This window comes from Kordiimonas aquimaris, assembly GCF_025574485.1.
In the GTDB taxonomy this organism is placed as follows: Bacteria; Pseudomonadota; Alphaproteobacteria; order Sphingomonadales; family Kordiimonadaceae; genus Kordiimonas; species Kordiimonas aquimaris.
Genome location: NZ_JAOBPO010000005.1, coordinates 177,147 through 199,000, shown reverse-complemented (window position 1 = coordinate 199,000; position 21,854 = coordinate 177,147). Strand labels below are relative to the sequence as shown.

The following is a 21,854-nucleotide window of genomic DNA, read 5'->3' as shown; positions in this document are numbered from 1 at the left end:
TAAATACTGCTAAATCGCTCTCACTGAATGCAACCTGATTGTCGGGCGCATAATTGAAAGTTACGCGAATGAAAAACGTATTAGCACTCGTACTATCTGCCATTGCACTTATTGCCGTGTGTTATTGGGGGCTGACTGTATTGATAGCTACACAAGGCGTTGAGTTGTCATTTCATGGGAAGATCGCGATGGGGATTGGTATTGTTTTCACCATGGCTGTTGGCTTTGGCTTGATGGCATTGTTGTTTTACTCTAATCGAGGTGGTCACGATGAGAGTGTTTACAATGCAGCTAATACAGATACAAAGCTCTCACCTGCTGATGAAAACGAACCACAATAGATTAAAAACGGGAGTTGCAAGCTGTGAACAGCACTGATTTTCAAGAATTTTGGAGTCTTGTCGTTGAAGTGTGGACTAACGGCTTTTTGGGCATTGATATCGGTCAGATAATCATCGCTCTCGCTATTTTCCTATTCTTTATACTAATCCGGAACCTTTTCACGAGAATCATCCTCAATCGCATAGAGAAATTTGCCAGTCGCACCGAAACGACACTAGATGATACGATTGTTGATGCGCTCCAGAACCCTGTACGCTTCATCCCTGTCGTTCTTGGTATATTTCTAGCTACAAGTTATCTTGAATTGTCAGAAGAGGTTCAGGTTTTTGCCACAAGCCTTAACAAGAGCCTGATTGCTTTCACTATTTTTTGGGCATTATATCGCATAGCTGAACCATTGAGCGCTCTATTTGACCGCGTCGACAACGTGTTAACAGTTTCGATGATTCAGTGGTTGTCAAAAGCAATCAAAGTATCTTTTGCTCTTTTAGGGGCGGCTACTATTCTTGAGATATGGGGCATTCAAGTTGGCCCTCTTATCGCTGGCTTAGGGTTGTTTGGTGTTGCTGTTGCATTAGGTGCTCAAGATTTATTCAAAAATTTGATTGCGGGCCTTTTTATAATTGGTGAGCGCCGCTTTAACCCTGGCGACTGGGTCCTTGTAAAAGGCGTTGTTGAAGGGACAGTTGAAGAAATCGGATTTAGGACAACTACAATCCGCCAATTTGATAAGGCACCTGTATATGTGCCAAACGCAAAGCTCTCCGACAATGCTGTAACTAACTTTTCACGCATGACGCATCGCCGCATAAAGTGGGTTATTGGCTTGGAATACGGATCAACTGCTAAGCAGCTCAATGCTGTTCGCGATGGTATTGAGTCATATCTAAGTAGCAACAAAGATTACGTGCAACCGGAAGAAACAACAAGTTTTGTACGCATTGATCAATTTTCGGACAGCTCGATTGATGTGCTTTTATATTGCTTCACGCACACGACCAATTGGCTGGAATGGCTGGAAATCAAAGAAAAGCTCTTGCTTGAGATTAAACAACTAGTTGAAGATGCAGGAACAGGCTTTGCCTTTCCTAGCCGCAGTTTATATCTTGAAGCAATTGGTGACGAATTAGAAGTTGCACCGCTTCATATAGAGGCTAACACCAAAAACGAGAGTAAATAGCAATGGATAAAAGGCGCGTAACAATACGGACGGTCCCACAACCATCAGACCTTAACAAAAATGGCAATATCTTTGGCGGCTGGGTTTTGTCGCAAATGGATGTTGCAGGCGGAGCTGTGGCAGGCAGGCGTGCGCGCGGGCCTGTAGCAACTGTGGCCGTTGAAGGCATGAAGTTTCATCGCCCTATAGAAGTTGGAGATGTCGTCAGCGTTTATGCGGATGTAAGAGAAGTCGGTCGCACTTCAATCACTGTTGATATAGAAGTATTTGCCGAACGCGGTGCCGCAGGCGAAGAACACAAAGTAACTGAAGCTGTGTACATCTTTGTTGCCCTAGACGAAAACCTGCAACCGCGTGCGCTAGAAAACGATAAAGTCTAACTTGATCAAAGACTTCATCTGGAAGGTTCGGGAAGCTTTTCCCCTGTTCCAACCTCGATACCTTTACGTTCAATCTCTGCTGTACACATTTTGGCGACTCCATCCAGCAGCGTTCTAAGCTCAGGTGTAACTGCATTTTTTGACAATTGGACAGACATATCCAGATAAGCTTCAAAGTCCAATTGCTTCTTAAACTCCGAGACTGTGCAATCACACAAAGGCTTACAGGTAGCTTCACCAAACCCCGGCACGCAACCGTTCATACAGCGTTGATGATCAAGCGCTAACAAATCATCAGGGACAGCCTTACCTGATTGAAATGCTTGCGAAGCTGTAGCTGTCAAAGCCAACAGTACACATTGCATTAATGACCTGCGGAAAATTGTATTAAGCTGTTTATTCATTTTATTTTCTCCGAGATCACAAGTTTTTGTATCCTCAACCCTCGACAACTGCCGCATTCAATCACATATTCATGCCTTGGGTACGATGTATAGATACAGCATGTCTATAACACAGTACCTATGTAAAGAGTGTCGTGTATAAAAAAGGACAAATCATGGCGAAAGCAACCTTTGGTGCGGGATGTTTTTGGGGAGTGGAAGAAACGTTTCGCGTGCTTGACGGTGTCACGGAGACAACCGTTGGCTATATGGGCGGAACAACTGATGACCCTACATATGAAGACGTATGCAGTAAAACCACTGGGCATGCTGAAGTCGTGCAAGTAGAGTATAACCCTGAAATTATTGATTACGCAGGGTTAGTTGATGTTTTCTTTGAGAATCACAATCCAACTCAGCTCAATCGGCAAGGTCCAGATGTTGGTACGCAGTATCGCTCAGCTATCTTTTTTGCTGATGAGAATCAAAAAGAAATTGCACAAAGTAAAATAGTTGCGCTGGATGCTAGTAAGCGTTTTGGCAAACCGATAGTCACCACACTTGAACCGCTTGGCAATTATTGGCTTGCTGAAGAATATCATCAAAAGTTTTTGGCTAAACGAGGCCTAACCAGCTGCCATATTTAGATAATCTAAGTAACAAAGCTATATTAAGACTATAAAATTCAGTTTTACTTCATCTTAAAACAGGCTGCTTACGCGGCCTGTTTTTTCTTGGAACAAGCTGCACATACACCGTGTAATTCAAGTGTCTGTCTTTTAATAGAGAAAGATTTTTCTGCACTTGCTTTAGCAACAGCCTTGTTCAGGCCAGCAGATGTAACTTCATCCACCGTTTCGCAGACATCACATATGAGAAACTGGCTGACATGATCGCCGCCGGGATGAGGACATCCAATGTAAGCATTGAGGCTCTCGATCTTATGAACAAGTCCCTCGTCCATCAGAAAATCAAGGGCGCGATATACTGTTGGAGGTTTGGCGGATCCGCCTTCATTAGCAAGCTGGTCAAGCAGATCGTATGCCTTAACTGCCTTATGGCCTTGCCAAATCATTATCAGGATACGGCGACGTAAATCTGTAAACCGCGATCCTCTTTCAGCACATAAGCGTGCTGCTTCTTCTACTGCGTTGTCAATACAAGCGTCATGATCGTGTGAGTGTACCAAAGCAATTCCCCTGCGTTTTCGGCATGATATACCGAACCGCAGGAGGATTCCAGTGGATACATTAGCTTATGGAATTAAGTCCTTACTTAATTACTGTGCCGCCACGCTTATATTTGTGACATTAATCTTGTTGAGCATACTTGGTGAGAAATCAATCGCCAGTTCTTGATCTGACAAATCAGCAATGACTTCAGCAGCTTTAATCCGTGTTGATGCATCAACAGCCTGCAGAGCTTCAGCATAGGCAGCCACAATTTCAATATGTTCCGGATGTTCAGCGATAAACTCTTCCACAGCAAGAACAACAGCCGGTTTAAAGCCAATTTCTGCAAATGGTGTTAACTCACCCAACGAAAGCGAGAGAACAGGTTTGCGCATACGCCAGAATATTTTTGTTTTTCGCAGCGCAATTGTATCAAGTGTCAGGATTGTTGGCAGACCATAACCAATGGGCTCCCCATGAGAACCACCATATTCTGCCGGAAGACCTAGCTGTTTCATGTCCCAAGGCATATTCAGAGAACGCGTGTAAGTCGCTGTCTCAATAAATCCGGACAGTGTCTTGATGCCCCGAGCTATAGCATATTCAAGAATGCCTGCATAAAGTTCGTAATGAACTGGTTTGCCCAAAGCGCTTCTGTATTTCGTATCAACAATGAAATACCGCGACCACTCATAATGTTCAGCGCCAACAGGTTGCGGGTCAAGCACACAAGTATCTTTGAAAATTGTATTAAGTTGAGTTGGCCCTGTTGTTGGGCACATACGCATACCGCCAAGTATCCGCATGTCTCGATCTAACTTAAGGAAATACGTTGTTTCCTCATTGTCAAATTCATCAATTTCGTATCCATCTAGTTTTTCAAGTTTCTTCCAACCACGCTGTTCGACAAAGACTTTATGCCGCAAGCGGTGCATGTCATCGAGTACAGAATAGTACAGATGTCTATTATGCTTATTGATTACGTGAATCATTTTGGCCTCTCCTTAAGCTAATGTAACGCTTAAAAAGTACCCGAAAACCAACAAAAAACACAGTAGCAAGATACTGCCATCAACACACGCAATGGTTTAGTGAAACAACCCATACCTGATTGCCTTACCAATCGCTCCATACAAACTTTTAACTTCCAGTTTTCTTTTTATGTTTGCAGAATGATGATTAACAGTATGAATACTCACACCTGTAATCACAGCAATATCGGTTGGTGTTTTATCTTCAGCTAGAAACTTCAGAATATTTAATTCTGTTGGAGTAAGCCTTTTCATTTCAGGATGCGGAACAAATCCCAGCAAATCAGGCATCAATTGCTTGCCATGATCACGTAGCAAGATTTCCCGTGCTTTACGGTGGGCCTGCATCGAAACTGTATGCAGAATACCGCGCACTTCTGAATTTTGCTTAAAGTTCTTACCTGCCATAGAAACCATGGCAAGCTCATCATCGCTAACTCTTAGAGGAATAACAAGCCCCTCACGCAAGTCAGCGTCCCATGCTTCTCCAAATATTTTGTATTGGATTTTTGATAAATCCTTATTGGCGATCAACTCGGTCCAATAATAAGGCCTGCCGTCATCCTCAAGGCCATTACAGTGTTGAGCAACAGCGTCTTCAAGATAATAGCTATTATTGATGAAATGATTGACCCATTTCGTATCCCACATACCAAACATTGGCTTCCGGTCCGCAAGACAATCTAGCCCATAGATGTTCGTGCAAATAAAATGGTGTATGCCGTAATGTTCTAAAACTTGCCTCAAAAGTGTTTCAAGTTCTGGTATAGTCTCTACAGTATAGACCTCGTCCAGAAAATTTTTGATCGTTTGATACATCTTGGTTTGGTGCACCTGCATTATTTCAGACCCATTAATAAATCATATCAAAGTTATTCTAACATAACCTTAAAACCATAACTACTTGGCAGATGACAATAGATCAAAAGCTATTCCAACCAGCGCATCAACGCCGGTTTTAATCGTTGGCTCATATGCCGGTGCAAAAAGCGAAGAGTGCAAACTGGGCAACTGCAGCCCTTCTTGTTCAGCTTTTGCTACCTGTTCCGGCGGAACGGCACCTAACCAAAAAATGACACTAGGTATTTTAGGATTCGTGCGCCCAAAATAGGAAAAGTCTTCAGCAGCCATAACAGGCTCAACATGTTGCACGCGATCATCCCCTAATGTTTGTCGCATGATTGCAGCTAATCGTTCTGTCATTGCAGGGTCATTATACGTCGATGGAACTGGCTCACTAAAAGTTACTTCAGGCCACAGTCCTTCTGGTAGACCAAATGATTGGGCTTGGCCGTGGGCGATACGCTCAATACCAGAGAGTAGATTTGCTCTAACATCGTCTTCATATGACCGGACGGTAATCTCTAAATGTGCCTTATTAGAAATGATGTTGTGCTTGGTTCCAGCATGGATTGACCCAACCGTTACTACCGCAGAATCAAGCGAAGGCGTTTCTCGCGATACCAACGTTTGCAAAGCCACAACAATATGAGATGCCAAGACAATCGGATCTTTTGTGGTATGTGGATAAGCGCCGTGCCCACCAATACCTTTAATCGCGATATCTACAGAATCTACATTAGCTAAAGCATAACCTGACACGACACCTACCTGCCCAGCAGGAAGAGAGGCGCTGGCGTGCAAGGCAACATTATAATCTGGTCGAGGAAAACGTTCAAAAAGCCCTTCTTCCAGCATGCGCTTGGCACCATCCACACGCTCTTCGGCAGGTTGGCCAACCAAAACCAAAGTGCCCTGCCATTTATCTCGCATTGCTGATAGCCTACGTGCAGCTCCAACTAAGGACGTCATATGAATATCATGCCCGCATGCGTGCATCGTTGGCACCGGGTCTCCTTCATCGGTTAAACCTTTAGCATTGCTGGCATAAGGCACTCCCGTTTCTTCTAGAACGGGAAGGCCGTCCATATCTGCGCGCAACAAAAGCGTAGGACCATCACCATTTTTCATCACTCCCACAACGCCGTAGCCGCCGATACCCTCTGTTACATCAAAACCCACCGCTCGCATTTCAGCAGCCATTCGCTTAGATGTTTCCAGCTCTTGACCTGACAGCTCTGGGTGTTGGTGCAAGTGTTTATACAGAGCTTCAAGGTAAGGATAATCATCTTGTGCAATAGCCACGCTTGGCACGCTGGACACTGCGAACAAGAGCGACAAAGTCAGCCCTACACTGTGAAGTTTTGAATTGAAATTGCCCATACCCTACCCTCTGATGAAATACTTAAATGTATACTTAGACTTATATAATACCGCTACCTTTTGGCGCTATTGTCATGTGTCGATGCGTAGCTACTGACAATATCAATCCATACGCTATCATCCATGTTAACATTGCCGAACCTCCATAAGAGATAAGCGGCAAAGGAACACCAACAACAGGCATAAGCCCCATCACCATACCCACATTGATCAAAACATACAGGAAGAGCGAAATAGAAAGCCCTGAAGCCAGTAATCTTCCAAATTGGTTGCGGCAACCAATACCCATTAAGAGGCCATACATCAGCACAATTGCATATAAAGCAAGCACGATACCTGCTCCTACCAATCCGAATTCTTCAACCAGTACTGTAAAAATAAAATCTGTTTTCATCTCAGGCAAAAAATTAAGGTGACTTTGCGTACCTTCCATAAAGCCCTTTCCTGTCATCCCGCCGGATCCAAGAGCAATCTTTGACTGTGTAATTTGATACCCAGCACCAAGAGGGTCCGCTTCAGGGTTAAGAAACGTAAGAACCCGGTCTTGCTGATAAGGCCGCATAAACTGCCACCCAATTGGAATTGCAGCAGCAATACCTATTCCTGAAATAGCAAACAACCAGGCTGGTGCGCCGGCAAGAAAAATAACAGCAACGCCGCCCGCAATAATCATCAAGCTAGTTCCAAGGTCCGGCTGACGAACCACCAGAACAAAAGGAATAACCAGCAGTATAATAGGTACAAACAATGACCGTAAACTGCGGCTCTGCGTATGGTTTCTGCCATGATAATAACGTGCTAATGCCATTATTGTTGCAATCTTTGTCAATTCAGATGGTTGAAGCCGCATAAAGCCAATATCAAGCCATCGCTGGCCGCCCATTCCTGTAGCGCCGTTAACCTCCACCAGAATTAGTAACAACACCCCCAAGAACCAAGCAGGATATGCAGCGGCAACCCAATATCGAATGTCGATAACAGCGATAGCCAACATCAAAACAAGGGCAACCGAAAACCTTATCATCTGTTGTGCAGCCCATGGCTCCCACGTACCACCAGCAACAGAGTACAGCATGGCAAAGCCCGCAGAAGCTAGCATCACCATGGCCAGCACGATTCCCCAGTTTTGTCCGATTATTCGTTGTAAAACAGTTTGCTGCACACGTCGCGAAGCGAACATACTGCTGCTAACACTCATGATGAAGCCTCATCTACTGAAGCAGTAACAGTTGGTTGTTCATATAGTTTTAGCGCTTCATCAATGATCGAACGTGCAAGTGGTGCCGCCACACTTGATCCACCACCGCCATGCTGGACAATCACAGAAACTGCAATCTTGGGGTTTTCAGCCGGCGCATAACCTACAAACAGAGCATGGTCCCGTGCTTGCCAAGGCAAATCCTTATTATCGACTACCCCGCCTTCTTGTTGTCGTTCCGCAATGGAAATGCGCCTCACTTGTGCCGTACCTGTTTTGCCTGCTAATTTTGCGGCTGACTTTGGCCTTCGCAAATCAAACGCAGTACCACCCTGCTCCATCACTTTTTCCATTGCTTGGCAAACTGTCTGCAAATGGAACGGGTTAATGTCCATAGGTTCGAAATAACTGTCTGTAGGCAAAGCCTCATTCGCAACAAGGCGCGGTGTTATCTTTCGCGTCGACGCAAGTCGCGCTGTCATCACTGCAAGTTGCAAGGGCGTTGCCAGCATTGCCCCTTGCCCGATTGCAACATTAAGAGTTTCACCTAATTGCCAGCGCTGATTTTGAATCACCTGTTTCCATTCACGGTCCGGCACCAAGCCTTCTTTCTCACCGTCAACACCAACATTGAATATTTCGCCCAAGCCAAAGCGACGTGCCATTTCTGCAATGTCATCAATATCCATTTGCTCGGCAATCTTGTAAAAATACACATCACAACTTTTGGCTATTGCATCGACTAGATTAAGCTTGCCATGCCCCTGCCTGCGCCAGCAATGGAACGTATTGTTGCCGAGACGATGCCGACCGTTACAGTAGAACTCGCTCTCAGATTTAATAATTCCTTGTTCAAGAGCCGCCAGAGCTATGATCATTTTTATTGTAGAACCGGGCGGATACATGCCCGTGACACTTTTGTTGAGTAGCGGCGTGCGAGGGTCTTTCAATAATGCTTGCCAATTGGTGTTACTGATACCGCGTGAAAACTCATTAGGATCATATCCCGGTGATGATGCAAGTGCCAGCACATCTCCGTCTTGTAGGTCCATAACAACCGCACCAGCGGCTTCTTCACCTAGTTGCCGCATAACAAATTGCTGTAACTTCATATCAAGTGTCAGCTGTAAGTTATTGCCCCGTGTTGCTTCTTCCCTTGGCGGAAGTTCTCTGATTTCACGACCAACTGCATTCACCTCTACGCGGCGCGTACCTGACCCGCCTCTGAGTAAATCTTCGTATCGACGCTCTAGGCCCTGTCTGCCTATCTTGAAACCGGGCAACTGGTATAAAGGGCTTTTATAAATGTCATCTTCATCCGGGCTCGCCATATATCCAACAAGGTGCGCAATAGCGTTTCCACCAGGATATAATCGACTTAAACCGGCATCTGTTTGGATACCAGGTAATTCAGGTATCTGTACATTAACACGACTGAAAGTTTCCCAATCCAATCCTTGTGCCAACGTAACTGGCACAAATTTGCGTTGGCGCTTGATACGGCGCTCAATTTGGGAAAGACGGCGATCACTAAGGTCGACTATTGATTGAACCTTGGCAAGAGTGGGGCCTACATCTTCAGTTTGCTCGGGCACTAACAAAACACGTAAATCTTGGACATTAGTTGCTAGAATTTCGCCATTGCGATCATAAATTTCGCCCCGCTCAGGTGCAATCAATCGAACAGAAATACGATTACGGTCTGCTCTCAGTTTATACTTCTCGCTTTCAACGACCGAGAGGTAATAAAGACGCAACCCAAGTCCCGTGAAAGCTACACCTTGCAAACCGGCCATTATAAGTGCTCTTCGAGAAAAGGCCTGGTATCTTAATCCTTCACGAGCCATGTAACACCTACAAAACCCAGCGCCGCACACGACCCAACAGGTAGGCTACAGGCGCATAAAAGAAGGATGTGATCAACCACTGAAAAAACACAGTGTATGGATCAAGAAAAGTACCCGATATAACCGACATTAATAACCAAGACATTAAAAACAGTCCAAATGCCATTACTGAAAATACTATCCAGTGAATACCGCGATTACGTCCACGGTAATGCTTCAATTGATTGAGAACAAACAGTCTCAGAAGGAGCAACATAGCCATGTTAATGCCCAAAGGCACACCAATCCACAAATCAAGAAGAATACCAATAATTGCGCAAGCACCGTATGGTATAAGCATCGGTCGCGACGACAACCAATAAAAACATGATATCATTGCCAGATGAGGCATCGCATAACCGGCAACACTGCTGCCAAGCGGCAAGAGCATAAATGCGGACAACAACAAGGTTAGAGCCACTGGTGTTAAACCAGCAAGACCAAATGTTGCTATTCCACTCGCATTGCGGCTCATTATTGCTGTGGCTCCCTATCTGTCTCTTCAATCACGCTATCAGTCTCCAGTTCAGGAGGCAAAGGGCGGTAATCCATCACTCTAACAAAATCAAGCGAGCCTAGCGAACTTAACGGGCTCAGCAAAATCATCTCGTTATCAACCGAAGCCACTTGCGCCACAGGCAAATCTGGCGGAAACAATCCACCATGACCAGAAGTTACAACGCGGTCACCTACTCTTACATTCACACCTGCAGCCAAAAAACGTAATCGTAATAATGGCTCATTTAAACCTTCAGCAACCGCAACTTCGTCAATACGCTCAAGTCTTACCGGAACACGGCTGTTGAAGTCCGTAATCAACAACACTCTGGATGTCATACGGCCTACCTCAATGGTACGACCAACCAGACCTTCCTCATCAACCACCGGTAAATTAGCTAACACCTGATCGCCGGAGCCTGCATTAATGATTACGTTGCGCTCGAAAGCTCCACCACCAACACCAATCACTCTTGCTGTAGCAAGAGGGGGTATTTCCCGTTGTGGCACTTTCAAGATATCACGCAAGCGTTCGTTTTCTAACAACAGACGTTGTGCAGCTTCTCTCCATTGACGCAAACGATCATTTTCGTCGCGCAAGCTAGCATTTTCTACATATATATCTGACACGCCAGCCAAGCGTTCCATTCCTGATTGTGCAACACGAATGGGCTCGTCAAGCACAATCAAAAGCGGTGCAACAAGATCATTTGCATACCCACGAATTGTTCGCGGCACTCCTGGGCCAAGCATTTCAAGAAATAACAAAACAAGAGCTACAATCATGTAGAGCCAAAACGCATCGCGCCCACGTGCACTGCGCCTAAGGCGCGCACGGCTGGCGCTGATGTTTTCTCTACGCATTGATCACCTCTTCCTGTTAAGAGCCACCTTCACTAAAACGGCGAAACAGGTCGATTAATAACTTTCTGTAAGCACCAAACGCAACGACTCATCCTCAAGCGCACGGCCAGTTCCAAGTGCAACACACGTTAACGGTTCTTCAGCGATAGTTACCGGCAATCCTGTTGCCCTGCGAATGACCGTATCCATATCCTGTAACAGTCCGCCACCGCCGGTTAAAACAACGCCTAAATCAACAATATCGGCAGCAAGCTCAGGCGCTGTTTGCTCAAGCGCAACCTTCACACCTTCAACAATAGCGCTTACAGGTTCAGACAGTGCTTCTGATACTTGCAACTGATTAATTTCAAGTTCCTTTGGAACGCCGTTCATAAGATCGCGGCCTTTAATGACCATTGTGTCACCAACACCATCTTCAGGAATTAGAGCTGTACCAATTTCTTTTTTGATACGCTCAGCTGTCGCCTCCCCGATTAGCAGGTTATGATTACGGCGAATATACGCGATCAATGCTTCATCCATCTTATCGCCGCCAACCCTAACAGACGTGGCAAACACAATGCCGCACAGCGACAATACTGCAACTTCAGTGGTACCACCGCCGATGTCAACTACCATTGAACCTTGTGCTTCTGTCACAGGCAACCCTGCACCAATAGCAGCAGCCATTGGCTCATCAATTAAATATACTTTGCGCGCACCTGCCTGCTCGGCCGATTCTTGAATTGCCTTACGTTCAACTGCTGTCGAGCCTGACGGTACACAAACAACAACCAGCGGGCTTGCAAATGAGCGGTTATGTACTTTCTGAATAAAGTGCTTGATCATTTGTTCAGCGACATGAAAATCTGCAATCACACCATCACGCAGTGGTCGAATTGCGCGAATCCCGTTAGGCGTTCGGCCAAGCATAAGCTTTGCCTCATCACCAACGGCAATAACTTTATCTCTGCCCTGATCACTTTTAATGGCTACTACCGAAGGTTCGTTCAGCACAATGCCACGACCTTTTACATATACTAGTGTATTGGCCGTACCCAAATCGATGGCCATATCAGAAGAAAACATTCCGAGTAATTTGGAAAGCATTTAGCGCCTCACATTCTTGAACAAACAGTTGGTAGAACCAACCCCACCGCTGGTTATGGGCCAGTTATACTGCGGATACAAGTCTATTGGCAGGCTAATGAGGCGAGTTTTTGTTTTTTTTTGCATGTTTAGTAAAAAAAGAGATATTTCCAGTGTTTGAAACAGAAAAATGCGCACCAAAAGCTGGAAACTTTATTAAAATTGTTTTGGACATATCAGCCTGTTGCAGCAATGGCTCTCTTTTCGCGTTTAATCATTAGCTTGTTCATCGCAGCAATATAAGCACGAGCCGCAGCCGTTATTGTGTCTTCGTCAGCGCCTTGGCCGTTAACCGTACGACCATCCTCCTCCAAACGAACTGTGCATTCTGCTTGGGCATCGGTCCCTTGTGTAATTGCATGAACCTGGAAAATAACCAGTCGCGGGTGCCAGTCCATCACATCTTTCACAGCGTTAAACACGGCATCAACTGGGCCAGCACCATACACAACAGACTTCTTCGGCTCCCCGTCAATAGACATCGTCAAGTCTGCAACCGCTGTGCCATCCGTGGACGAGTGTGTATTCAACGCAACAAGGCGAAGGCGGTTTTCTGCAGTTGCGACTTCATCATCAACCAGCGCAATAATATCTTCATCGTATATATTCTTCTTGCGATCAGCGAGCTCCTTAAACCGCCGAAAACAATCCTGAAATGCATTGTCGCCAAGTTCATAACCAAGGTCTTTTAATTTGTCCGCAAAAGCAGCGCGGCCTGACAATTTCCCCATGACTAAAGTGGTTTTGGTAACTCCCACCGATTCTGGCGTCATAATCTCATAAGTTTCAGCATTCTTCAGAATACCATCTTGATGGATACCAGATTCGTGAGCAAAAGCATTTGCGCCGACAATTGCTTTATTATTCTGCACATTAAAGCCAGTAACAGTTGATACCAGCTTGCTTGCTTTCATAATCGACGTTGTCTCTATATTTGTGTGGTAAGGCATGGCATCAGCACGTGTACGCAGTGCCATAACAACCTCTTCCATGGCAGCATTACCGGCCCGTTCACCGATACCGTTGATTGTACATTCAATTTGGCGCGCACCTCCCTCAACACCCGCAAGAGAATTAGCAACAGCCAAACCAAGATCATTGTGACAGTGAGTGGAGAAAATGGCTTTGGCAGCGCCGGGAACGCGGTTAATCACCGACTGGAACATCTCTCTGTATTCTCTTGGTGTTGTATAACCAACCGTGTCAGGTAAGTTGATCGTGGTTGCACCAGCTTTAATTGCCGTTTCAACCGCCTGACATAAAAAATCCATCTCGGTACGCGTCGCATCTTCCGCGCTCCATTCCACATCATCGACAAAATTTCTTGCATGGCTAACCGATGCGTGAATGGCTTCAATTACCGCTTTTGGCTCCATTTGAAGCTTAACTTTCATATGCAAAGGGCTAGTTGCTATGAAAGTGTGAATTCTTGGACGAGCTGCCTGTTTCAGTGCCTCGGCTGCGCGATCAATGTCAGGCAAGGCTGCGCGCGCTAGAGAGCAAACTGTAGACTGTTTAATTTGCTGTGCAATTTTCTGCACGCACTCAAAATCACCGTTTGACGCAATGGCAAAACCTGCCTCGATAATATCAACGCGCATAGCTTCCAATAGTTCAGCAATGCGTATTTTTTCTTCAATAGTCATTGATGCGCCAGGTGACTGTTCACCATCGCGTAGCGTTGTGTCAAATATGCGAACACTGTCCTTATCACTGTGTGACATGGGATTTTCCTGAATTTATATTGATACTGGGTAATGAATAGCTCTAGCAGTCCCCTTAAGCACCGAAACGAATACATACGTTTCTGCTGGTGTGCTTAAGGGCCGATTAGTCGGCCCGACCCTAGTAGCATGAGCACCATCAGCAACGCCGTAGAGGTTATGGCAGCATACCGAATACGCACAGCGATTTGTTGCTGCCTTATGGCTGCAATAGCTTTGCCTTGCGTTTCGCGGCGTGGTTGAATGCTCATATCAAATGCCCATTAAGTTTCACAAAGCAAGAAATAACATGACCTATTATTATTGCAAGCCGTAATTTTGAGTAATTATATTACAATATCATCAAAGGTGATTACTAACATACTCACCTCAGAAGCATCGTTTGATAGCAGATCGCCGAACAAAACCTGTTTGCCGATTTAATGCACTGTACCTGAGTATATAAGATACAAAAAAGGCCACTGGTTTATCCAGCAGCCCTTCTTGTATCTTTGATAATAAATCAGCAATTAGTTCTTGTCTTTATCAACCAGTTTACCTTCTTGCATCCAAGGCATCATACCGCGCAATTTAGTACCAACTTCTTCAATCGGGTGGCGCCGCGCCAAACCGCGATGTGCTTTAAGTTCAGGATTACCTGCCGCATTATCAAGCATGAAATCTTTTACAAAGCGCCCTTGCTGAATATCATCAAGCACGCGTTTCATTTCTGCTTTAGTTTCGTCAGTAATAATGCGTGGACCGGTTTTATAGTCACCGTATTCAGCAGTGTTTGAGATCGAATAACGCATGTTAGCAATGCCGCCCTCATAAATCAGGTCTACAATAAGTTTCACTTCATGCAAGCATTCGAAATAAGCCATCTCCGGCGCGTATCCGGCTTCGGTCAATGTTTCAAACCCTGCTTTGATAAGCTCAGAGACACCACCGCATAACACAGCTTGCTCACCGAATAGGTCGGTTTCACATTCCTCGCGGAAGTTAGTCTCAATAATACCTGAACGACCACCGCCAATAGCAGATGCATATGAAAGACATAAATCATGGGCTTTTCCTGACGCATCGCGGTCAACCGCAATAAGGCACGGCACGCCTTTGCCCATCGCATACTGTGACCGTACTGTATGACCCGGACCCTTTGGGGCAACCATAATAACGTCCAGGTCAGCACGCGCTTCAATAAGACCAAAATGGACATTCAAACCATGAGCAAACATAAGTGCTGCTCCCTGCTTCATATTTGCAGCAAGGTCTTCAGTATAGATAGCAGCTTGCAGCTCATCAGGTGCCAGTAGCATAACCATATCAGCCGTTGCCGCGGCTTCGCTCGCAGTCATAGTTTGGAAACCAGCAGCTTCTGCTTTCTTGCGCGTTGCCGAGCCTTCACGCAGAGCAACAATAACGTTTTTAACACCGCTGTCGCGCAAATTGGCAGCATGCGCATGCCCTTGGCTGCCGTAGCCAACCACGGCAATAGTTTTATCTTTCACTAAATTTAGATCGGCATCGCTATCGAAATAAACACGCATTGTATTTTCCTTAAAAAATGAAGCACGGGGATGCTCCGTCGTTTTCTTAAATTTAATTTATAGTCCGGTTTTCCCGCGCGAAAGTGCCACAGCACCCGTACGCGCAACTTCAACCAAACCAAGCTCACTCATAATTTCTGTAAAAGCGTTCAGCTTTTCTGCTGACCCTGTTAGCTCAAATATAAAACTAGAACGGGAAGAATCGATAACACGTGCGCGGAATGCATCTGCAATACGCAGTGCCTCAACGCGCTTCTCGCCTTCACCAGACACTTTCACAAGCGCAAGGTCTCGTGAAATGTGAGCGCCGTCTATTGTCAGGTCAGCAACTTTATGTACCGGCACCAGCCGGTCCAACTGCGCTTTGATCTGCTCAATAACCATGCGCGTTCCCGTAGTAACAATCGTGATCCTTGATCGATCATCACCATTATTAACAGCTGCCACAGTCAGGCTTTCGATGTTGTATCCGCGACCTGAAAACAAGCCACTAACCCGCGCCAGCACACCAGCCTCGTTATCCACCAAAACACTAATGGTATGTGTTGCGATTGTACCTTGTTCTTTCATTGAATATTCCGCTCAACTCATCTGCAGTAAATTGCTAAACAACAGCTAATGCATCTGCATCAGTTGTTTTAATCCCGCCATCGCTCGAAAGCATCATCTCATTGTGTGCGGCACCTGCTGGTACCATTGGGAAACAGTTTTCAAGTTTTGCAATCTGACAATCAACAACAACCGGCCCGTCATGCGCAATCATTTCAGTGATGGTTTTATCGAGGTCAGCTGGATCTGAAACACGCATTCCCTTAATACCATATGCATTAGCAAGCGCGACGAAGTCAGGTAGCGAGTCTGAATAACTTTCTGAATGCCTTCCATCGTAACTCAAATCCTGCCATTGGCGCACCATACCCATGAATTCATTATTCAGAATAAATATCTTAACCGGTAAGTTATATTGCTTGAGTGTTCCCAGTTCCTGGATATTCATTTGAATAGATGCTTCTCCAGCAATATCGATGCAAAGATTATCCGGAAATGCAAGTTGTGCCCCCATAGCGGCAGGCAAGCCGTAGCCCATTGTGCCAAGACCACCAGATGTTAACCACCTGTTTGGACCTTCAAACTCCATAAATTGTGCCGCCCACATCTGGTGCTGACCAACTTCGGTGGAAATAATTGTATCGTGATCTCTCGTCAGAGCTTGCAAACGCTCTAGAGCCTTCTGCGGCATAATAATGTCGCTGCTATCTTCGTAAGCAAGACATTGCTTGCTGCGCCAAACATCAATCTGTTGCCACCAAGTATCCAGAGGTGGCTGTTTTTTACCGTAACCTTCTTCGTTCCAAATATCGATCATGCGGCGCAGCACGTGTTCAGCATCGCCAATGATCGGTATCTCAACTGCAACGTTCTTGTTGATTGAAGAAAGGTCAATATCCACATGAATCTTTTGTGATCCCGGTGAAAATTTATCAATTTGCCCGGTCACACGATCATCAAAACGCGCTCCCATCGCCAGCATAACATCGCAATCATGCATGGTATGATTAGCTTCCCATGTACCATGCATACCAAGCATGCCAAGAAATTGCTTATCACTAGCAGGAAATGCACCCAGTCCCATAAGCGTGCTGGTTACAGGAAACCCGGTAAGGTGCGCGAATTCGATAAGTAACCTAGATGCTTCAGGGCCGGAGTTTATTACACCACCACCAGAATAGATCACTGGTCTTGTTGCTTTTGCCATCGCAGCAACAGCTTCACGTATCGCTGCTTCATCGCCTTCCAGTTGCGGGCGGTATGTGCGGTGCGTAGCTTGTGTAACAGGTAGGAACGCATCCTTATCAACCTGTACATCTTTCGGCATATCAATGACCACAGGCCCTGGTCGGCCATTTGTTGCAACATAGAAAGCCTCGGAAAGGACAAGCGGAATATCCGAAGTTTCTTTCACCAAGTAATTATGTTTGGTGCAGGGTCGTGTGATACCAACTGTATCTGCTTCCTGAAAGGCATCATTACCTATGAGATGCCGCGCAACTTGCCCTGTGATACAAATCATGGGGATCGAATCAAGCATTGCATCTGTCAAACCAGTTACAGCGTTTGTAGCGCCTGGCCCTGACGTCACCAGAACAACACCCGGCTTTCCGGTTGCACGGGCATAACCCTCCGCCGCATGCGTTGCTGCCTGTTCATGACGCACTAAAATATGCTTTATTTTGTCTTGCTTAAAAATCTCGTCATAAATAGGTAAGACCGCCCCACCAGGGTAACCAAAAATGACTTCGACACCAAGCTCCGCCAATGTCTTAAGAATCATTTCAGCACCACTAATTATTGGTGCATCGGCAGTCTTGGCAGAATCAATTGTTGTTGCAGCAGTCATGGTCACGGCCCACAATTCAGTTACTATACAATAGTGAACAGCTTTCGCTGTTACACCTAATTTTCACCCAAATATACATACCTGCAACAGTCTCCGCCGACGCTCGCTTCATCACACGCTTATTGCTAAAGCGCTATGTATTCAGCAACGTCATCGGCATTGTACACCGCCGTAAAAGAGATGCTTTTTAAAAAGAAAACACCTCTCAAATAATTGGGGGCGCTCTAAGAGCGCCCCCGGGGTGGGTCTCGTCACAGTTGGAGTCTGCTTTGGGCTGACAGACTCCTGACGACATCGCAGGCTGGCGTGATATCGTCACTAACTGTTTTATTGTACGAAAATTACTCAGTCAACCTTTGATTTGAGTATTTTATTAACAAAATTTGCAAATTCTCTTTCCGAATATTGCGCACTCAATCGATTCCAGTCAGAAAATTGGTTGCGAAACCATGTTAACTGCCGCTTTGCAAAACGGCGGGTCTGCATCTTGGCATCGTTCAAAGCCTCATCCATATGAAGTTGACCACGCAAATAAGCAATCAGAGAAGGCACACCAAGGGCGCGCATAACGGGTAGGTCATGGGGTAGCTGCTGAGAATCGAGCGATCTAACTTCATCCAATGCACCCTGAGTAATCATCTGATCAAAACGCCTATTACATCTATCGTATAAGACATCTCGATCAGGACTCAAAATTACCTTGGTCAAGCCACCCTGTTTATCCAGCTCTGTCATCGGACCCGGCGGCGTGTCCTGCTGCCAGACACTAAGCGCTATACCCGTTGCCCTATAAACTTCTACTGCACGACATATGCGTTGACTATCGCCCTCAGGCAACCGGGCAGCTGTCAAAGTATCATACTGTGACAACTCACCGTGTAATACCTTACTACCCTCTTCTTCACATTGTTGGCGAACAGCGCGGCGAACAACATGTGGAATATCCGGAATTTTCGCTATCCCATCAATCAGAATTTTGAAGTACATACCAGTGCCACCAACAACAATTGGTGTTTTATTCTGTAACCAGGCAGACTCGATTTCCTCCATGGCTTTGTCGGCCCAAAAAGCGGCCGAACACACCTGATCAGCATTGAGAAAACGATAAAGGCGATGCGGCGTTTTTTTTTCATCATCAGCAGACGGGCAAGCCGTCAGGACAGGAAGTTCCTTATATACCTGCATACTATCAGCATTAATAATAATGCCATCCAACACGTCAGCTGCCTGCAAAGACAATGCTGACTTGCCGCTTGCTGTCGGACCTGCAATAAAAAGAGCACGCTTCACTTTAACAATCGTCCAATCTGTTGCAAAAACTTCGGAACCACATCATGGATATAGTTTTGACTCTCGTCGTCAACCCCGGTGACCATCAAACATTTGAAAAAGCGAGGTCTTCGGCAAAAAAAGTTCTGGAGGCTTTTGATTGCACAGAAACACCACTCAGTGAGCAGCGTGCCCTGGATATAAAGTTTAATACGCCTTCTATAGGCGCACTGTATACTCAGTTTGCAAGCACATTGGATAAAATTAATGGTCTTGATTGGTGCCTGCAAACACTCGATGATACGCGCCGAAAATTGATGCTGATTGCTGATATGGACTCAACGATGATCACTGTTGAATGCATCGATGAGCTTGCAGATTTCGTCGGGCTGAAAGATAAGGTCTCTCATATTACAGAAGCTGCAATGCGGGGAGAACTAGAATTTGAGGACGCACTTAAAGAACGTGTGGCTTTGCTGGCCGGCCTCAAGCAAACCGATCTTGAAAAATGCTATAATGACCGCATACAGATTATGCCGGGCGCAGAAACACTTGTAAAAACAATGAAAAAGAACGGTGCTTTCGCAGCATTGGTGTCCGGTGGATTTACGTTTTTCACCAAGCGTGTTGCAGGTCATATTGGGTTTGATGATAACCGTGCCAACATTCTGCTTGATGACAACGGGGCGCTTACCGGTCAGGTAGCTGAACCAATATGCGGCGCAGAAACCAAGCTGGAAGCGTTAAAAGAATATTGCTCCAAACTTAATATCAAACAGTCGCATGTTCTTGCCGTTGGTGATGGCGCAAATGATATTCCCATGATTAATGCTGCTGGCCTCGGTGTTGCTTATCATGCAAAGCCAAAAACTGCAGCAGAGGCAAAAGCCGCAGTGAGATACGGTGATCTTACCACCCTATTGTTTTTCCAAGGGTACAGCGAAACCGAATTTGTCGTGGGATAATATTAGAAAAGAAAAAGGGCCGGTTTCCCGGCCCTTAATTATTATTTGGCTATTGATGAAAGATTATTCGTCTTGCGTTAAACGCAGTGGAATATGAACAGTGTTACCGCGATAGCTCACAAGTACCAATATACGCTCTCGGTCTTCCTCAATCGCCTCATTGAATAAATCAACGATCTGAGCAGGGTTATCAACACGTTGTTGGTTAACACGTGTTATAACGGCGCCAACACGAATACCGGCGCGGTAAGCAGCGCTTCGCCGGGATACCCGCAGCACAACAACACCTTCAATATCATCGTCTATTTCATGGCGTTGACGCATGCTATCGTTCAACGGAGCAAGCTCCATACCTTCGACGAGTTCACGATCAGAACGCTCGCGTGGGCGATCTTCACCCTCTTCAGCACCCTCTTCCGTAACGATAGGATCTTGAAAAGCTCCCGTTTTCACGTCAACTGTCTGGCGTTCACCGTTACGGTATATTTCAACCTTCACTGCTTTATCAATCTGCGTGCGCTTCACGCTACGACTCAGATCGCTAGAGTCTTTGATAGGTTTACCGTCCCACGTCACAATGATGTCGCTTTCTTGCAAACCTGCGTCATCCGCAGGGCTATCAGGCTCAACCGTTGTGATCATTGCACCGTCTTTGATATCCAGCTCAAGTGTCTCGGCAATTTCTTCTGTAAGTGCTTGAATTGTTACACCCAACCATCCACGACGTACTTTGCCGTGTTCTTGCAACTGCTCAACTACATCCTTGGCAAAATTTGATGGGATAGAAAACCCGATACCAACGTTACCGCCAGAGGGTGAGAAAATAGCTGTGTTTACGCCGATAACTTCACCATCCAGATTAAAGAGTGGACCGCCAGAATTACCACGGTTAATGGAAGCATCCGTTTGAATGAACTCAACATCGCCGTTGTTTATCGGACGATTACGGGCCGAAATAATGCCGGCAGTTACCGTACTTGATAGACCAAACGGGTTACCAATAGCCATCACCCAATCACCGATACGAGAACCTTCATCATCACCCCATTTTACAAACGGGAAATCTGAGTTGTCTTCATTTTCAATTTTAAGGACAGCCACATCCGAAAGCGTGTCGCGCCCCAAAAGTGTTGCGTCAAACTCGGTACCGTCAGCAAGGATAACTGTGATTTCATCAGCATCTTCGATAACGTGATTATTTGTAATTACGATACCAGATTTATCGATAATAAAACCAGAACCAAGCGATCGCGCCTGACGTGGCTCTTGTTCTTCGTTAAAGCGATCCCGAAATTGTTCCCAGAACTCTTCAAACGGCACACCGTCAGGCACTTGGGGTAGCCGACGATTATTGCCTCGACTGCGTTGGCGAATAGTTTGAACAGTTGAAATATTAACAACAGCAGGTGCTAGTTGCTCAACCAGATCCGCTAAATTGTCCGGCCCGCGCTGTGCTGCCGCAGGCTGAATTGATATAATAGCCATTGCCACGATCAATGTGGCAGTCAATAGGGCACGCATTGCCCACATGTTAGCTCGCTGGTCGATTGCTTTCGTCAAATTAGTGCGCAAAGCACGACTCCTTCTTTTCTTATTCACTCGATACTTACTCTTCATCATGACCAACAGGCTATTGCCCATCGTCACGACGCATGTGGTATCATCGCTACATCAGGTCAAGCAC

At 45.8% G+C, this 21,854-nt stretch carries 22 protein-coding genes; 5 read left to right on the top strand and 17 right to left on the bottom strand.

Annotation, left to right across the window (positions count from 1 at the left end; translation table 11 throughout):
* Positions 1 to 68 precede the first annotated feature (68 nt).
* Genes OEU88_RS15735 through OEU88_RS15725 form a run of 3 tightly spaced genes read left to right on the top strand, consistent with a single transcriptional unit; the run spans position 69 to position 1,902 of the window.
* Positions 69 to 341 (top strand): hypothetical protein, encoded by a 273-nt coding sequence (locus OEU88_RS15735; RefSeq protein WP_262696168.1) that lies wholly within the window; start codon positions 69 to 71, stop codon positions 339 to 341.
* A 23-nt stretch (positions 342 to 364) separates the two neighbouring features.
* Positions 365 to 1,522, top strand: a complete 1,158-nt coding sequence (locus OEU88_RS15730; RefSeq protein WP_262696167.1) for a mechanosensitive ion channel family protein — start codon at positions 365 to 367, stop codon at positions 1,520 to 1,522.
* Between the two features lie 2 nt (positions 1,523 to 1,524).
* On the top strand, positions 1,525 to 1,902 hold the full coding sequence (locus tag OEU88_RS15725) for an acyl-CoA thioesterase (RefSeq protein WP_262696166.1): 378 nt from the start codon (positions 1,525 to 1,527) through the stop codon (positions 1,900 to 1,902).
* A gap of 14 nt (positions 1,903 to 1,916) precedes the next feature.
* Here the strand turns inward: OEU88_RS15725 and OEU88_RS15720 are convergent, their stop codons facing one another.
* Positions 1,917 to 2,306, bottom strand: a complete 390-nt coding sequence (locus OEU88_RS15720) for a hypothetical protein (RefSeq protein ID WP_262696165.1) — start codon at positions 2,304 to 2,306, stop codon at positions 1,917 to 1,919.
* Between the two features lie 155 nt (positions 2,307 to 2,461).
* Between OEU88_RS15720 and msrA the strand changes: the two genes are divergently transcribed.
* Positions 2,462 to 2,932 (top strand): peptide-methionine (S)-S-oxide reductase MsrA, encoded by a 471-nt coding sequence (gene msrA / locus OEU88_RS15715; RefSeq protein ID WP_262696164.1) that lies wholly within the window; start codon positions 2,462 to 2,464, stop codon positions 2,930 to 2,932.
* Between the two features lie 68 nt (positions 2,933 to 3,000).
* On the opposite strand, the gene OEU88_RS15710 is transcribed toward msrA, so the two are convergent.
* The 15 genes from OEU88_RS15710 to miaA all read right to left on the bottom strand — a co-directional run bounded on the left by OEU88_RS15710 (position 3,001) and on the right by miaA (position 19,226).
* Positions 3,001 to 3,474, bottom strand: coding sequence for a transcriptional repressor (locus tag OEU88_RS15710; protein ID WP_262696163.1), 474 nt, complete (start codon positions 3,472 to 3,474; stop codon positions 3,001 to 3,003).
* Positions 3,475 to 3,564: 90 nt separating this feature from the next.
* Positions 3,565 to 4,449 (bottom strand): acyl-homoserine-lactone synthase, encoded by an 885-nt coding sequence (locus tag OEU88_RS15705; protein ID WP_262696162.1) that lies wholly within the window; start codon positions 4,447 to 4,449, stop codon positions 3,565 to 3,567.
* A gap of 96 nt (positions 4,450 to 4,545) precedes the next feature.
* Positions 4,546 to 5,328 (bottom strand): helix-turn-helix transcriptional regulator, encoded by a 783-nt coding sequence (locus OEU88_RS15700; protein WP_262696161.1) that lies wholly within the window; start codon positions 5,326 to 5,328, stop codon positions 4,546 to 4,548.
* A 60-nt stretch (positions 5,329 to 5,388) separates the two neighbouring features.
* Positions 5,389 to 6,711, bottom strand: a complete 1,323-nt coding sequence (locus OEU88_RS15695; RefSeq protein WP_262696160.1) for a M20 metallopeptidase family protein — start codon at positions 6,709 to 6,711, stop codon at positions 5,389 to 5,391.
* A 40-nt stretch (positions 6,712 to 6,751) separates the two neighbouring features.
* Positions 6,752 to 7,909 carry a rod shape-determining protein RodA gene (gene rodA, locus OEU88_RS15690; RefSeq protein WP_262696159.1) on the bottom strand — a complete coding sequence of 386 codons (1,158 nt, stop codon included), beginning with the start codon at positions 7,907 to 7,909 and terminating at the stop codon, positions 6,752 to 6,754.
* Positions 7,906 to 9,756 carry a penicillin-binding protein 2 gene (mrdA, locus tag OEU88_RS15685; protein ID WP_262696158.1) on the bottom strand — a complete coding sequence of 617 codons (1,851 nt, stop codon included), beginning with the start codon at positions 9,754 to 9,756 and terminating at the stop codon, positions 7,906 to 7,908. Before mrdA ends, rodA begins: the two co-directional genes overlap by 4 nt.
* Before the next feature lie 7 nt (positions 9,757 to 9,763).
* Complete coding sequence (gene mreD, locus OEU88_RS15680; protein ID WP_262696157.1) at positions 9,764 to 10,270, bottom strand: rod shape-determining protein MreD; 507 nt, start codon at positions 10,268 to 10,270, stop codon at positions 9,764 to 9,766.
* Positions 10,270 to 11,157 (bottom strand): rod shape-determining protein MreC, encoded by an 888-nt coding sequence (gene mreC, locus OEU88_RS15675; RefSeq protein ID WP_262696156.1) that lies wholly within the window; start codon positions 11,155 to 11,157, stop codon positions 10,270 to 10,272. Before mreC ends, mreD begins: the two co-directional genes overlap by 1 nt.
* Before the next feature lie 54 nt (positions 11,158 to 11,211).
* Positions 11,212 to 12,246 (bottom strand): rod shape-determining protein, encoded by a 1,035-nt coding sequence (locus tag OEU88_RS15670; RefSeq protein WP_262696155.1) that lies wholly within the window; start codon positions 12,244 to 12,246, stop codon positions 11,212 to 11,214.
* A gap of 215 nt (positions 12,247 to 12,461) precedes the next feature.
* Positions 12,462 to 14,009 (bottom strand): 2-isopropylmalate synthase, encoded by a 1,548-nt coding sequence (locus OEU88_RS15665; RefSeq protein WP_262696154.1) that lies wholly within the window; start codon positions 14,007 to 14,009, stop codon positions 12,462 to 12,464.
* 95 nt (positions 14,010 to 14,104) lie between these two features.
* Positions 14,105 to 14,260 (bottom strand): hypothetical protein, encoded by a 156-nt coding sequence (locus OEU88_RS15660; protein ID WP_262696153.1) that lies wholly within the window; start codon positions 14,258 to 14,260, stop codon positions 14,105 to 14,107.
* Positions 14,261 to 14,518: 258 nt separating this feature from the next.
* Positions 14,519 to 15,538 carry a ketol-acid reductoisomerase gene (ilvC, locus tag OEU88_RS15655; RefSeq protein ID WP_262696152.1) on the bottom strand — a complete coding sequence of 340 codons (1,020 nt, stop codon included), beginning with the start codon at positions 15,536 to 15,538 and terminating at the stop codon, positions 14,519 to 14,521.
* A gap of 57 nt (positions 15,539 to 15,595) precedes the next feature.
* Positions 15,596 to 16,108 carry an acetolactate synthase small subunit gene (gene ilvN, locus OEU88_RS15650; protein WP_262696151.1) on the bottom strand — a complete coding sequence of 171 codons (513 nt, stop codon included), beginning with the start codon at positions 16,106 to 16,108 and terminating at the stop codon, positions 15,596 to 15,598.
* 34 nt (positions 16,109 to 16,142) lie between these two features.
* Positions 16,143 to 17,936, bottom strand: coding sequence for an acetolactate synthase 3 large subunit (locus OEU88_RS15645; RefSeq protein ID WP_262696150.1), 1,794 nt, complete (start codon positions 17,934 to 17,936; stop codon positions 16,143 to 16,145).
* Positions 17,937 to 18,281: 345 nt separating this feature from the next.
* The gene (gene miaA / locus OEU88_RS15640; RefSeq protein WP_262696149.1) at positions 18,282 to 19,226 is read right to left on the bottom strand and encodes a tRNA (adenosine(37)-N6)-dimethylallyltransferase MiaA; all 945 of its coding nucleotides are present in this window, start codon (positions 19,224 to 19,226) and stop codon (positions 18,282 to 18,284) included.
* A 44-nt stretch (positions 19,227 to 19,270) separates the two neighbouring features.
* Between miaA and serB the strand changes: the two genes are divergently transcribed.
* Positions 19,271 to 20,170, top strand: a complete 900-nt coding sequence (gene serB / locus OEU88_RS15635; protein WP_262696148.1) for a phosphoserine phosphatase SerB — start codon at positions 19,271 to 19,273, stop codon at positions 20,168 to 20,170.
* A gap of 63 nt (positions 20,171 to 20,233) precedes the next feature.
* Here the strand turns inward: serB and OEU88_RS15630 are convergent, their stop codons facing one another.
* Positions 20,234 to 21,742 carry a DegQ family serine endoprotease gene (locus OEU88_RS15630; protein ID WP_262696147.1) on the bottom strand — a complete coding sequence of 503 codons (1,509 nt, stop codon included), beginning with the start codon at positions 21,740 to 21,742 and terminating at the stop codon, positions 20,234 to 20,236.
* Positions 21,743 to 21,854: the final 112 nt, after the last annotated feature.